11 protein-coding genes are annotated in these 14,108 nt (G+C 69.8%); 9 read left to right on the forward strand and 2 right to left on the reverse strand.

Annotated features, from left to right (window positions below):
* The first annotated feature begins 2 nt into the window (after positions 1-2).
* The 8 genes from kdpA (at position 3) to FHX80_RS23600 (ending at position 10,171) form a co-directional block, all read left to right on the forward strand.
* On the forward strand, positions 3-1,667 hold the full coding sequence (gene kdpA / locus FHX80_RS23565; protein WP_145766028.1) for a potassium-transporting ATPase subunit KdpA: 1,665 nt from the start codon (positions 3-5) through the stop codon (positions 1,665-1,667).
* Positions 1,664-3,790, forward strand: coding sequence for a potassium-transporting ATPase subunit KdpB (kdpB, locus tag FHX80_RS23570; protein WP_145766029.1), 2,127 nt, complete (start codon positions 1,664-1,666; stop codon positions 3,788-3,790). The genes kdpA and kdpB overlap by 4 nt, the downstream gene beginning before the upstream one ends.
* A gap of 6 nt (positions 3,791-3,796) precedes the next feature.
* Positions 3,797-4,474 carry a potassium-transporting ATPase subunit C gene (locus tag FHX80_RS23575; RefSeq protein WP_145766030.1) on the forward strand — a complete coding sequence of 226 codons (678 nt, stop codon included), beginning with the start codon at positions 3,797-3,799 and terminating at the stop codon, positions 4,472-4,474.
* A 111-nt stretch (positions 4,475-4,585) separates the two neighbouring features.
* The gene (locus FHX80_RS23580) at positions 4,586-5,323 is read left to right on the forward strand and encodes an ABC transporter ATP-binding protein (RefSeq protein WP_145766031.1); all 738 of its coding nucleotides are present in this window, start codon (positions 4,586-4,588) and stop codon (positions 5,321-5,323) included.
* A gap of 276 nt (positions 5,324-5,599) precedes the next feature.
* Positions 5,600-8,143, forward strand: a complete 2,544-nt coding sequence (locus FHX80_RS23585; RefSeq protein ID WP_145766032.1) for a sensor histidine kinase — start codon at positions 5,600-5,602, stop codon at positions 8,141-8,143.
* A 50-nt stretch (positions 8,144-8,193) separates the two neighbouring features.
* Positions 8,194-8,886: a response regulator gene (locus FHX80_RS23590; RefSeq protein ID WP_123527934.1), complete on the forward strand. Its 693-nt coding sequence runs from the start codon at positions 8,194-8,196 to the stop codon at positions 8,884-8,886.
* 85 nt (positions 8,887-8,971) lie between these two features.
* A complete protein-coding gene (locus tag FHX80_RS23595; protein WP_145766033.1) occupies positions 8,972-9,388 on the forward strand; it encodes an OB-fold nucleic acid binding domain-containing protein in 417 nt (138 codons plus the stop codon).
* A gap of 3 nt (positions 9,389-9,391) precedes the next feature.
* A complete protein-coding gene (locus tag FHX80_RS23600; RefSeq protein ID WP_145766034.1) occupies positions 9,392-10,171 on the forward strand; it encodes a DUF3159 domain-containing protein in 780 nt (259 codons plus the stop codon).
* Positions 10,172-10,357: 186 nt separating this feature from the next.
* On the opposite strand, the gene FHX80_RS23605 is transcribed toward FHX80_RS23600, so the two are convergent.
* Both FHX80_RS23605 and FHX80_RS23610 read right to left on the reverse strand, forming a co-directional pair.
* The gene (locus FHX80_RS23605; protein WP_145766035.1) at positions 10,358-11,035 is read right to left on the reverse strand and encodes a potassium channel family protein; all 678 of its coding nucleotides are present in this window, start codon (positions 11,033-11,035) and stop codon (positions 10,358-10,360) included.
* Positions 11,035-11,703, reverse strand: a complete 669-nt coding sequence (locus FHX80_RS23610) for a potassium channel family protein (protein ID WP_024490560.1) — start codon at positions 11,701-11,703, stop codon at positions 11,035-11,037. Before FHX80_RS23610 ends, FHX80_RS23605 begins: the two co-directional genes overlap by 1 nt.
* A gap of 341 nt (positions 11,704-12,044) precedes the next feature.
* Here FHX80_RS23610 and FHX80_RS23615 point away from each other — a divergent pair, with 341 nt between their 5' ends.
* Positions 12,045-14,093, forward strand: coding sequence for an APC family permease (locus FHX80_RS23615; protein ID WP_145766036.1), 2,049 nt, complete (start codon positions 12,045-12,047; stop codon positions 14,091-14,093).
* The last annotated feature ends 15 nt before the right edge of the window (positions 14,094-14,108 follow it).

Consider the following 14,108-nt stretch of genomic DNA (forward strand, 5'->3'; position numbering starts at 1 on the left):
ATATGAGCCCCGTCCTCGCAGGTGTGTTCCAGGTACTCGCGCTCGTCGTGGCGCTGGGCCTGGCGTACCGCCCGCTCGGTGACCACATGGCCCGTGTGTACACCTCGCCCCGGCATCTGCGGGCCGAGAAGTGGATATACAAGGCCATCGGCGCCGATCCGAACACGCAGATGCGCTGGCCCGCCTATCTCCGTGGTGTCCTGGCCTTCTCCGCCGTGAGCGTCCTGTTCCTGTATCTGCTGCAGCGGCTCCAGGGCTCGCTGCCCGGCTCCCTCGGCTTCGCCTCGATCGACCCCGACCAGGCGTTCAACACCGCGGCGTCGTTCGTCGCCAACACCAACTGGCAGTCGTACTCCGGCGAACAGGCCATGGGCCATGTCGTGCAGACCGGCGGCCTCGCGGTGCAGAACTTCGTCTCGGCCGCCGTCGGCATCGCCGTCGCGGTGGCGCTGGTACGGGGCCTCGCCGCCACCCGCACCGGTGAACTCGGCAACTTCTGGTCCGACCTGGTGCGCGGCACCGTACGGATCCTCCTTCCGATCTCGGTGATCGGCGCGCTCGTGCTGGTCGCCTGCGGGGCGATACAGAACTTCTCCGGCATCCACTCCGTGGGCCAGTTCCTGGGCGGCTCGCAGCAGTGGAACGGCGGCGCGGTCGCCTCCCAGGAAGTGATCAAGGTGCTGGGCACCAATGGCGGCGGATACTTCAACGCCAACTCGGCCCACCCCTTCGAGAACCCCAACGGACTCTCCAACCTCTTCGAGATCTTCCTGATCCTCGTCATCCCGTTCGCGCTGACCCGCACCTTCGGCCGGATGGTCGGCTCGCTCAAGCAGGGCTACGCGATCCTCGCCGCCATGGGCGTCATCTGGCTCGGCTTCACCGCGCTGATGATGTGGACCGAATTCGCCCACCACGGGCCCGCGTTCGACATCGCGGGCGGGGCCATGGAGGGCAAGGAGAATCGTTTCGGGGTCGGCGGCTCGTCCATCTTCGCGGTGGCCACCACGCTCACCTCGACCGGCGCGGTGAACTCCTTCCACTCCTCGTTCACCGGCTTCGGCGGCGGCATCACGATGCTCGGCATGCAACTCGGCGAGATCGCGCCCGGCGGCACCGGATCCGGTCTCTACGGGATGCTGATGATGGCGATCATCGCGGTGTTCATCGCCGGCCTGATGGTCGGCCGTACGCCCGAGTACCTCGGCAAGAAGATCGGCACCCGGCAGATCAAGCTCGCGGCCTGCTACATCCTGATCACCCCGGCGCTGGTGCTCTGCTTCACCGGCGTCGCGATGGCCCTGCCCACCCCCGGCGACTCGATGACCAACTCCGGGGCGCACGGCTTCTCCGAGATCCTCTACGCCTACACCTCGGGCGCCAACAACAACGGTTCGGCCTTCGCCGGACTGGCCGCGGACACCCAGTGGTTCAACACCACGATCGGCCTGGCGATGCTGCTGGGCCGGTTCCTGCCCATGGTGTTCGTCCTCGCCCTGGCCGGCTCGTTCGCCGAGCAGCGGCCCGTACCGGCGACCGTCGGCACGCTCGGCACGCACAAACCGCTCTTCAGCGGACTGCTGGTCGCCACCGTCATGATCGTCGCCGGTCTGACCTACTTCCCGGCCCTGGCTCTGGGGCCGCTGGCCGAGGGGCTGGCGTCATGACCATCCGTACGAAGCAAGAGGACGCGATGTCCACAGTCACACCGGTCCGCGCACCGCACCAGGACACCCCGTCCGGGCACGGCCCCGAACGGCGCGTCGGCGCGGGTCTGTTCGACCCCAGGATGCTGGTCGCCTCGCTCCCCGACGCGATACGCAAACTCGACCCCCGGGTGATGATCAAGTCGCCGGTGATGTTCGTCGTGCTGACCGGGTCGGTGCTCACCACCGTGCTGGCGGCGCTGGACCCGGGGGACTGGTTCGGCTGGGCGATCACGGCCTGGCTCTGGCTGACGACGGTCTTCGCCAACCTGGCGGAGGCGGTCGCCGAGGGCCGCGGCAAGGCCCAGGCCGACACCTTGCGCCGGGCCAAGACGGACACCGTCGCCCGTCGGCTGACCGGCCGGAACGAGGAACGGATACCGGGCACCGAACTGCGCATCGGCGACCTGGTGGTCTGCGAGGCCGGCGACATCATCCCGGGCGACGGAGACGTCGTCGAGGGTGTGGCGAGCGTCGACGAATCCGCCATCACCGGCGAATCGGCACCGGTCATCCGGGAGTCCGGCGGCGACCGCAGCGCCGTGACCGGCGGTACGAAGGTGCTCTCCGACCGCATCGTCGTCAAGATCACCACCAAGCCCGGTGAGACCTTCATCGACCGGATGATCGCCCTCGTCGAGGGCGCGGCCCGGCAGAAGACGCCCAACGAGATCGCGCTGAACATCCTGCTCGCCTCGCTGACCATCGTGTTCCTGCTGGCCGTGGTCTCCCTCCAGCCGTTCGCCGTCCACGCGGGCAGCGAGCCGTCCATGATCGTGCTGGCCGCGCTGCTGGTCTGCCTGATCCCGACCACCATCGGCGCACTGCTCTCCGCGATCGGCATCGCCGGCATGGACCGGCTGGTGCAGCGCAACGTGCTCGCCATGTCCGGGCGCGCCGTCGAGGCGGCGGGCGATGTGTCGACCCTGCTGCTCGACAAGACCGGCACGATCACCCTCGGCAACCGGCAGGCCGCGGAGCTGCTCCCGGTCGCGGGTGTGACGGAGGCCGAACTGGCGGACGCCGCCCAGCTCTCCTCGCTGGCCGACGAGACGCCCGAGGGCCGTTCCGTCGTCGTCCTGGCGAAGGAGGCGTACGGGCTCCGCGAGCGGCACCGGGACGAGGCGGCCACCGCGGAGTGGGTGGGCTTCACCGCACAGACCCGGATGTCCGGGGTGGACATCGACGGACGCCGGATCCGCAAGGGGGCCACCGGTTCGGTCGTCGCCTGGGTCCGGGAGCGCGGCGGCACGGTCCACCCCGACGTGGCCACGCTCACCGACCGGATCTCCCGCGAGGGCGGTACGCCGCTGCCGGTCGCGGTCGACGACGGGGACGGCGCCCGCGTCCTCGGTGTCATCCACCTCAAGGACGTCGTCAAGGAGGGCATGCGCGAACGCTTCGACGAGCTGCGCCGGATGGGCATCCGCACGGTCATGATCACCGGCGACAACCCGCTGACGGCGAAGGCCATCGCCGAGGAGGCGGGCGTCGACGACTTCCTCGCCGAGGCCACCCCCGAGGACAAGATGGCCCTCATCAAGCGGGAGCAGGCCGGCGGCAAACTCGTCGCGATGACCGGCGACGGCACGAACGACGCCCCGGCGCTCGCCCAGGCCGATGTCGGCGTGGCCATGAACACCGGCACCTCGGCCGCCAAGGAGGCCGGGAACATGGTGGACCTGGACTCCGACCCCACCAAGCTGATCGAGATCGTCGAGATCGGAAAACAGCTGCTGATCACCCGTGGCGCACTGACGACGTTCTCCATCGCCAACGACGTCGCGAAGTACTTCGCGATCATCCCCGCGATGTTCGCCGTGGTCTATCCGGGGCTGGACCGGCTCAACATCATGGACCTGTCCTCGCCCCGCTCCGCGATCCTGTCCGCCGTGATCTTCAACGCGCTGATCATCGTCGCGCTGGTGCCGCTCGCGCTGAAGGGCGTGCGCTACCGGCCCACGGGTGCCGACTCGATGCTCCGGCGCAACCTCGGGATCTACGGGCTCGGCGGCCTGGTCGCCCCGTTCATCGGCATCAAGATCATCGACCTGATCATCTCCCTCATCCCCGGAATCGGCTGACCTGCCATGAACAACTCCGTAGGAAACACCGCCCGGCTGCTCTGGGCCGGACTGCGCGCCCTGCTCGTCCTCACCGTGGTCTGCGGCGTCATCTACCCGCTCGCCGTCACCGGGGTCGCCCAGGGCCTCATGCCCGGCCGGGCCAACGGCTCCGAGATCACGGCGAACGGCAGGGCCGTCGGCTCCGAACTCATCGGCCAGCGCTACGACCTGCCGCTGAGGAAGGGCCAGGAGACCCCCGACCCCGACCTCAAGTGGTTCCAGCCGCGGCCGTCGAACGGCCTCGGCACCAACAGCGTCAACACCCAGTACTCACTTCTCGTCTCCGGCGCGACCAACCGCTCCGGCGACAACAAGGAGCTGATCGACTGGGTGACCGCCGCCAAGGCCGCCGTGGTCAAGGACAACTCCGTCCCCGGCCACCGCGTCACCCCCTCGCAGGTGCCGGCCGACGCCGTCACCTCCTCCGGCTCCGGTCTCGACCCGGACATCTCACCGGCGTACGCACAGCTCCAGGTCCACCGGGTCGCCGACCGCAACCACCTGGACGCGGGGCAGGTCGCGAAGCTGGTGGAGCAGCACACCGACGGCCGGATCCTCGGATTCGCGGGTGAGCCGCGGGTCAACGTCCTCCGGCTGAACATCGCGCTGCGGCAGCTCGTGAGCGACGCCGCGGGACGCTGACCGCACACCATGCCCGGGACCGGCCGCCGCGGCCGGTCCCGGGCATTGCCCGTCCCCGGACCTCACGCACATACTTGCGACCGACAGGACCAAGGACGTACGGGGAGCGACATGACCGAGAACACGGACGCCACCGGCAGCGGCGGGGGCAGCGGCACGACTGTCGCCGAGAGACCCATGGTCCGGATCGAGGACCTGCACCGCTCCTACGGCTCCGGCGCCGCGGCCGTGCACGCGCTGCGCGGGGTGTCCTTCGAGGTGCCGCGCGGTGAGCTCGTCGCGCTCAAGGGGCGCTCCGGCTCCGGCAAGACCACCTTGCTCAACCTCGTCGGGGGACTCGACAGCCCCGACAGCGGCCGGATCACCGTGGACGGCACCGACCTCTCCGCACTCGGCGAGAAGGGGCTGCTGGAACTGCGCCGCGACCGGATCGGCTTCATCTTCCAGTCGTTCGGCCTGATCCCGATCCTGACCGCGGCGGAGAACGTCGGCGTGCCGATGCGACTGCGCAAGGCCGACCCGCGCGAGCGCGAGGACCGGGTGTCGCTGCTGCTCTCCCTGGTCGGCCTCGCCGACCACGCCGCCCAGCGCCCCGGCGAGCTCTCCGGCGGCCAGCAGCAGCGGGTCGCGATCGCCCGCGCGCTCGCCAACCGGCCCGCGCTGCTGATAGCCGACGAGCCGACCGGGCAGCTCGACGCGGAGACCGGCCTCGCGGTGATGGAACTGATGCGCGCGGTCGTGCACAGCGAGGGCGTCACCGCGATCGTCGCCACCCACGACGCCCAACTGCTCGGCCTCGCCGACCGGGTCCTGGAACTCAGCGACGGGCACATCATCGAGCACGCGTAGGGGAGCCGTCGCGGCGCACGGAGAGCACGAACGGGGCGCGCACGGAGAGCACGAACGGGTGCGTACGAAGAGCGCGAACGGGCGCGCCGGCGCGGCTCCCGGGGTGCGCCGCCGCCCGGCCCGGGAACGGCCGGCCGGGGCAGCAGCCGGGGCATCAGAATTACGTCAATACGGCCCGCTCCAGCACCCCCCGCCCGATATGCCGGAAATTCACGAGGTAGCTTCGACCATGGCTGCCGCATCGGCCGCAGCCGGTTTCAGGAAGACAATGGGGCCATGGCGCGCGGCAAACTTCGGATCTACCTCGGTGCGGCACCCGGCGTCGGCAAGACGTACGCCATGCTCTCCGAGGCCCATCGCCGAGTGGAGCGGGGCACCGACTGCGTCGTCGGCTTCGTCGAGCACCACGACCGGCCGCGCACCGAGGTCATGCTGCACGGTCTCGAACAGACCCGGCGCCGCGAGATCGAGTACCGCTCCGCCGTGTTCACCGAGATGGACGTCGACGCCGTCCTGGAGCGCGCCCCGGCCGTGGCCCTGGTGGACGAACTGGCGCACACCAATGTGCCCGGCTCCCGCAACGCCAAGCGCTGGCAGGACGTCGAGGAACTCCTCCAGGCCGGAATCGACGTGGTCTCCACCGTCAACATCCAGCACCTGGAGTCCCTCGGAGACGTCGTCGAGTCGATAACCGGCGTACGCCAGCGCGAGACCGTCCCCGACGAGGTGGTACGCCGCGCCGACCAGCTCGAACTGGTCGACATGTCGCCCCAGGCGCTGCGCCGGCGGATGGCCCACGGCAACATCTACAAACCCGACCGGATCGACGCCTCGCTCTCCAACTACTTCCGCCCCGGCAACCTCACCGCCCTGCGCGAACTGGCCCTCCTCTGGGTCGCCGACCGGGTCGACGAATACCTCCAGCAGTACCGCGGCGAGCACAACATCCGCACCACCTGGCAGGCCCGCGAACGCATAGTCGTCGGACTCACCGGCGGTCCCGAGGGCCGCACCCTCATCCGGCGCGCCTCCCGGATGGCGGCCAAGGGCTCCGGCAGCGAGATCCTCGCCGTCTACATCGCCCGCAGCGACGGGCTGACCTCGGCCTCGCCCAAGGAGCTCACCGTCCAGCGGACGCTCGTCGAGGACCTCGGCGGCACCTTCCACCACGTCATCGGCGACGACATCCCCTCGGCACTCCTCGAGTTCGCCCGGGGCGTCAACGCCACCCAGATCGTCCTCGGCTCCAGCCGCCGCAAGGCCTGGCAGTACATCTACGGCCCCGGCGTCGGCGTCACCGTCGCCCGTGAGTCCGGCACCGACCTCGACGTCCACATCGTCACCCACGACGAGGTCGCCAAGGGCCGCGGCCTGCCCATCGCCCGCGGCGCCAGGCTCGGCCGGGCCCGCATCATCTGGGGCTGGATCGTCGGGGTGGGCGGCCCGGTCCTGCTCTCGCTGCTCCTCAAGGGCCTGGAGAACGGTCCGGGGCTCGCCAACGACGTCCTGCTGTTCCTCTTCATGACCGTCGCCGCCGCCCTGCTCGGCGGGCTGCGGCCCGCGCTCGCCTCGGCCGCCTCGGGCTCGCTGCTGCTGAACTACTGGTTCACCCCGCCCACCCACACCCTGACCGTCCAGGACCCCGAGAACTTCGTCGCCATCGTGATCTTCTTCGCGGTGGCGGTCGCGGTGGCCTCCGTCGTCGACCTGGCGGCCCGCCGCACCCATCAGGCCGCCAGGCTGCGCGCCGAGTCCGAGATCCTTTCCTTCCTGGCCGGCAGCGTGCTGCGCGGCGAGACCACGCTGGCCGCGCTGCTCGACCGGGTCCGCGAGACCTTCGGCATGGGGTCCGTCGCGCTGCTGGAGCGGGCGAGCGACGTCGACCCGTGGACATGCGCCGGGAGCGTCGGGCCCGCGCCGGTCACCCGGCCCGAGGACGCCGATGTGGACATGCCCGTCGGCGATCACATGGCGCTCGCGCTCTCCGGCCGGGTGCTGCCCGCCGAGGACCGCCGGGTGCTCGGCGCCTTCGCCGCCCAGGCCGCCGTCGTGCTGGACCGCCAGCGCCTCGTCGGCGAGGCCGAGGAGGCCCGCCGGCTCGCCGAGGGCAACCGGATCAGGACCGCGCTGCTGGCCGCCGTCAGCCACGACCTGCGGACCCCGCTCGCCGCCATCAAGGCCGCGGTCAGTTCCCTGCGATCCGACGACGTCGCCTGGTCCGACGATGATGAGGCCGAACTCCTCGAAGGCATCGAGAACGGCGCCGACCGCCTCGACCACCTGGTCGGCAACCTCCTCGACATGTCCCGCCTGCAGACCGGCACCGTCACCCCGCTGATCCGCGAGATCGACCTCGACGAGGTCGTGCCCATGGCCCTGGGCGGCGTGCCGGAGGACAGCGTCGACCTGGACATCCCCGAGACGCTGCCGATGGTCGCCGTCGACCCCGGGCTGCTGGAGCGGGCCGTCGCCAACATCGTCGAGAACGCCGTCAAGTACAGCCCCGACGGCGACCGCGTCACGGTGGCCGCCAGCGCACTGGGCGCCCGGGTCGAGCTACGGGTGGCCGACCGCGGCCGCGGCGTCCCCGACGACGGCAAGGAACGCATCTTCGAACCCTTCCAGCGCTACGGCGACGCCCCGCGCGGTGCCGGGGTCGGCCTGGGCCTCGCCGTGGCCCGCGGCTTCGTGGAGTCCATGGGTGGCACGCTGGACGCCGAGGACACCCCCGGCGGCGGCCTCACCATGGTCCTCACCCTCAAGGCGGCCTCGGGATACGTCCCGGCCGGCCAAGACCTGCCCGCGCGGGTCACCTCATGATCCGCGGAGAGCTCCGCGGACCCGATGTACAGCAGAAAGGCAGGACCGCGATGACCCGGGTGCTTGTGGTCGACGACGAGCCGCAGATCGTACGCGCCCTCGTGATCAATCTGAAGGCGCGCAAGTACGAGGTGGACGCCGCGCCCGACGGGGCGACCGCCCTCCAGCTCGCCGCTGCCCGCCACCCCGACGTCGTCGTCCTGGACCTCGGGCTGCCCGACATGGACGGCGTCGAGGTGATCAGGGGGCTGCGCGGCTGGACCCGGGTGCCGATCCTGGTGCTCTCGGCACGCCACACCTCCGACGAGAAGGTCGAGGCGCTGGACGCCGGGGCCGACGACTACGTCACCAAGCCGTTCGGCATGGACGAGCTGCTGGCCCGGCTGCGCGCCTCGGTGCGCCGCGCCGAGCCCGTCGGCCAGGACGGCGGCGACCAGGCCGTGATCGTCGAGACCACGGGCTTCACCGTCGACCTGGCCGCCAAGAAGGTCCAGCGCGAAGGACGGGACGTACGGCTCACCCCCACCGAGTGGCACCTGCTGGAGGTCCTGGTCCGCAACAGCGGCCGGCTGGTCAGCCAGAAGCAGCTGCTCCAGGAGGTCTGGGGGCCGTCGTACGGCACCGAGACCAACTATCTGCGGGTCTACATGGCCCAGCTGCGGCGCAAGCTGGAGGCCGACCCCTCACACCCCCGGCACTTCGTCACCGAACCGGGGATGGGATACCGCTTCGAGCGGGCCTGAAGGGCGCCGTCCGGCTTCCCCGTACCTCGTTCGAGTGAGACAACGGCCACCCGCCAGGACCCCGGGGGACCGGTACCCTTCGGTTATGAGTGCTGTTCCTCGATTCGAGAAGGCCGGGAAGGCCGAGCGGTCGTCCGGGCGCTTCAGGCGGATGCTCGACCGGCTCTCCAGCTCCCAGCAGGACCTGGAGTGCGAGGAGCTGGCGGAGGACTCGTACGCCTCTGGGTGCACCCGGATCTCCGAGTGCACCGACCGCCAGATCGTGAAGGTCACTGGTACCTTGCGGACGGTCACCCTGCGACCGCGCGCCGGAGTGCCCGCCCTTGAGGCGGAGCTCTTCGACGGCACCGCCCCGCTGGACGTGGTCTGGCTCGGCCGCCGCTCCATCGTGGGCATCGAACCGGGCCGCAAGCTCATCGCCTCGGGCCGGATCTCCATGAGCCACGGCCGCCGGGTGCTGTTCAACCCCAAATACGAACTCCGACCGCTCGGCAAGGAGTAGCCGGTGACGTCTCTTGACAAGCCGACGTCCGACACGGACCCCATCACCCGCACCGACCAGCAGGAGGCCGACGCGAAGGCGGTGACCGAGGCCGCGCTCTTCGAGGCCTTCGGTGGCATCCGGGGCATGGTGGAGACAGTCCTGCCGGGACTGCTCTTCGTCACGATCTTCACCATCGACAAGAACCTCACGAACTCGGCCATCGCGGCCGTGGTCGTGTCGCTGGTGCTCGTGGCCGTCCGGCTGATCCGCAGGGACACCGTCAAGCACGCCTTCAGCGGTGTCTTCGGCGTGGCCTTCGGTGTCGTCTTCGCGAAGATGACGGGCAACGCCAAGGACTTCTACCTGCCGGGCATGATCTACACGCTCGGACTGGCCCTCGCCTACCTGGTGAGCACGGTGGCGGGGGTGCCGCTGATCGGTCTGATACTGGGACCGGTCTTCAAGGAGAACCTCTCCTGGCGCACCAGGAACCCCGGCCGCAAGAAGGCCTACGCCAAGGCCAGTTACGCCTGGGGGCTGATCCTGCTCGCCAAGTGCGCGATCCTCTTCCCGCTGTACTGGTGGGGCGACACCACCCAGTTCGGCTGGGTCCTGGTGGCACTGAAGATCCCGCCGTTCCTGCTGGCGGTGTATCTGACCTGGGTCTTCCTCGCCAAGGCGCCGCCGCCCATCGACGTCTTCGCCGAGATGGAGGCCCAGGAGCAGGCCGAGAAGGCGGAGAAGGCCGAGAGGGCCCGCAGGGAAGCAGCGTCCGATGCGGCCGGCAGCCAGGAGTTCTGAGGCACGCGGCAGACGCCTCCCGAGGCAGGCGGCGAAAGCCCCGCGCCTTCCCGAGGCACACGGCGAAGGCCCTGCGTCTCCCCGAGGCACACGGCGAAGGCCCTGCGTCTCCCCGAGGCACGCGGCAAGGAACACGAAAGGGGGCCGGGACCGCCAGTGGCGGTCCCGGCCCCCCTTTCGCTTCGCTCAGTGCCCCGGATCGCCCCGGCGCACCGACAACAGGTCCTCCAACTGCTCCTCACGCGCCTGGGCCGCCACGAACAGCAGTTCGTCACCGGCCTCCAGCGTCTCCTCCGTGCTCGGCGTCAGAACCCGCTGTCCGCGGATGATCGTGACCAGTGAGGTGTCCTCGGGCCACGCCACCTCGCCGACCTGGGTGCCGGCCAGCGCCGACTCCGGGGGCAGCGTCAGCTCGACCAGGTTCGCGTCGCCGTGGCTGAAGCGCAGCAGCCGGACCAGATCGCCGACACTCACCGCCTCCTCGACCAGGGCCGACATCAGCCGCGGCGTGGAAACCGCCACATCGACGCCCCAGGACTCGTTGAACAGCCACTCGTTCTTCGGGTTGTTCACCCGGGCGACGACCCGCGGCACGCCGTACTCCGTCTTGGCGAGCAGCGAGACGACCAGGTTCACCTTGTCGTCGCCGGTCGCGGCGATCGCGACGTTGCAGCGCTGAAGCGCCGCCTCGTCCAGCGAGGTGATCTCACAGGCGTCCGCCAGCAGCCACTCGGCCATCGGCACCCGCTCCACCGAGATGGCGGTCGGCGCCTTGTCGACGAGCAGTACCTCGTGGCCGTTCTCCAGCAGCTCGGCCGCGATGGAACGGCCCACCGCACCGGCTCCGGCAATCGCGACACGCATCAGTGACCGCCCTCCTCAGGGCCCTCGGCGAAGGCCGCCTCGACCTTCGCGATCTCGTCCGTACGCATCATCACGTGGACCAGGTCGCCCTCCTGCAGCACCGTCTGCGACGACGGCAGTATGGCTTCGCCCAACCGGGTGAGGAAGGCCACGCGGACGCCCGTCTCCTCCTGCAGAGTGCTGATCTTGTGGCCGATCCAGGACGGCGTGGTGTGCACCTCGGCGAGCTGCACACCGCCACTCGGATCCCGCCACAGCGGCTCGGCGCCCGAGGGCAGCAGCCGGCGCAGCATCTGGTCCGCGGTCCAGCGCACGGTGGCGACCGTGGGGATGCCGAGGCGCTGGTAGACCTCGGCACGCCGGGGGTCGTAGATCCTGGCCGCGACGTTCTCGATGCCGAACATCTCGCGCGCCACCCGGGCCGCGATGATGTTCGAGTTGTCGCCGCTGCTCACCGCGGCGAACGCACCGGCCTCCTCGATCCCCGCCTCACGGAGGGTGTCCTGGTCGAAACCGACGCCGCTGACGCGACGACCGCCGAATCCGGAGCCGAGGCGCCGGAACGCGGTGGGGTCCTGGTCGATCACGGCGACCGTGTGCCCCTGCTGCTCCAGGGTCTGCGCGAGAGCGGCTCCCACTCGCCCGCAGCCCATGATGACGATGTGCACCTTGCGCCTACCTCGCAGTCTTGGTCGTCCGGCTGACCTGCGAAAACACCCTGCTCACACTCTTTTCTCGGCTGGCCGGGCAAACAATGGGGCAACGGTTCGTCCCGTTGCCCCGGGATGAGCTTATGCGTCGCCGGGCGCGTTGCCTCATTCGAGTGTCCCTTCGCCGTGGCCACCATGGCGAAGGGCCGGCTTCCCGAACCGTCCCGGTGCGTTTCAGGGCCCGCGGTGCAAGGATTCCGTTAAGGATTTCGTGGCTTTCCGGTCCGAGTGCAGGACATTCAAGTGCCACGGCTGTGGTGCGTGGGCGGGACCCATACGAAACCCTTACGATCCTCAGCGTGTCCAAACTGACCGACGTGCCCAAACGGATCCTGATCGGACGGGCCCTGCGCAGCGACAAGCTGGGGGAGACGCTCCTCCCCAAGCGCATCGCCCTTCCTGTCTTCGCGTCCGACCCGCTGTCCTCGGTGGCGTACGCACCCGGAGAAGTGCTTCTGGTGCTGTCCATCGCGGGCGCGTCGGCCTACCACTTCAGCCCGTGGATCGCCGTCGCCGTCGTGGTCCTGATGTTCACCGTCGTCGCCTCGTACCGGCAGAACGTGCACGCGTACCCGAGCGGTGGCGGCGACTACGAGGTCGCGACCACCAACCTCGGCCCGAGGGCCGGGCTGACCGTCGCCAGCGCCCTGCTGGTCGACTACGTCCTCACCGTCGCCGTGTCGATCGCCTCAGGGGTGGAGAACCTCGGGTCCGCGATCCCGTTCGTCGTCGAGCACAAGACGGCCAGCGCCGTCGTGGCCATCGTGCTGCTGACGCTGATGAACCTGCGCGGGGTGAAGGAGTCCGGGAAGCTCTTCGCCATTCCCACGTACCTCTTCGTGGCCGGCGTCTTCATCATGATCATTTGGGGTGCCTTCCGCGGACTGGTCCTCGGCGACACCATGCACGCCCCGACCTCGCACTTCACGATCAAGGCCGAGCACGAGGGACTGGCGGGCTTCGCCCTGGTCTTCCTGCTGCTGCGGGCGTTCTCCTCCGGCTGCGCGGCCCTCACCGGTGTCGAGGCGATCAGCAACGGCGTCCCCGCCTTCCGCAAGCCGAAGAGCAAGAACGCCGCGACCACTCTCGCGGCGATGGGCCTGCTGGCCGTCACCATGTTCTGCGGCATCATCGCGCTGGCCATGGCCACCGATGTGAAGATGGCCGAGAACCCGGCGACGGACCTGATCGACAACGGCTCCCCGGTCGGTTCGAGCTTTGTCCAGGACCCGGTGATCTCCCAGGTCGCGGCGGCGGTCTTCGGTGACGGAACGTTCTTCTTCATCATCCTCGCCGGGGCCACCGCGCTCGTCCTGTTCCTGGCCGCGAACACCGCGTACAACGGCTTCCCGCTGCTCGGATCGATCCTGGCCCAGGACAGCTACCTGCCCCGCCAGCTGCACACCCGCGGCGACCGGCTCGCCTTCTCCAACGGCATCGTGCTGCTGGCCGGTGCCGCGATCCTGCTGGTCGTCATCTACGGGGCCGACTCGACCCGGCTGATCCAGCTCTACATCGTCGGCGTGTTCGTCTCCTTCACCCTCAGCCAGACCGGCATGGTCCGGCACTGGAACCGCCATCTGCGGGCCGAGAAGGACCCGCTCAAGCGCCGCCACATGATCCGCTCCCGCGCGATCAACACCTTCGGCGCCTTCTTCACCGGCCTGGTGCTCGTCGTCGTCCTCGCCACCAAGTTCACCCACGGCGCCTGGGTCGCGCTGCTCGGCATGGTGATCTTCTACGGCACGATGACGGCGATCCGTAGGCACTACGACCGGGTCGCCGCGGAGATCGCCGCCGACGAGACCCCGTCCGACGAGAGCGTCCGGCCCTCCCGGGTCCACTCGATCGTCCTGGTCTCCAAACTCCACCGCCCCACCCTGCGCGCGCTCGCGTACGCGAAGCTGATGCGTACGGACCACCTGGAGGCGCTCTCCATCAGCGTCGACCCGGCCGAGACGAAGGCGCTCAGGGAGGACTGGGAGCGGCGCGGCATCAACGTACCGCTGAAGATCCTCGACTCGCCGTACCGCGAGGTGACCCGCCCGGTGATCGAGTACGTCAAGGGCCTGCGCCGGGAGAGCCCGCGCGACGTCGTGAGCGTCTACATCCCCGAGTACGTCGTCGGCCACTGGTACGAGCACCTGCTGCACAACCAGAGCGCCCTGCGGCTCAAGGGCCGGCTGCTCTTCACACCAGGCGTGATGGTCACCTCGGTCCCGTACCAGCTGGAGTCCTCCGAGGCGGCCAAGAAGCGCGCCAGGAAGCACGCGGACTGGACCGCCCCGGGCTCGGTGCGGCGCGGCCCGGTGGAGCGCAAGCCGAAGGAGCCCACGCCCAGGAGCTGAGGGGACTGAGGGAGC

Source organism: Streptomyces brevispora (assembly GCF_007829885.1).
In the GTDB taxonomy this organism is placed as follows: Bacteria; Actinomycetota; Actinomycetes; order Streptomycetales; family Streptomycetaceae; genus Streptomyces; species Streptomyces brevispora.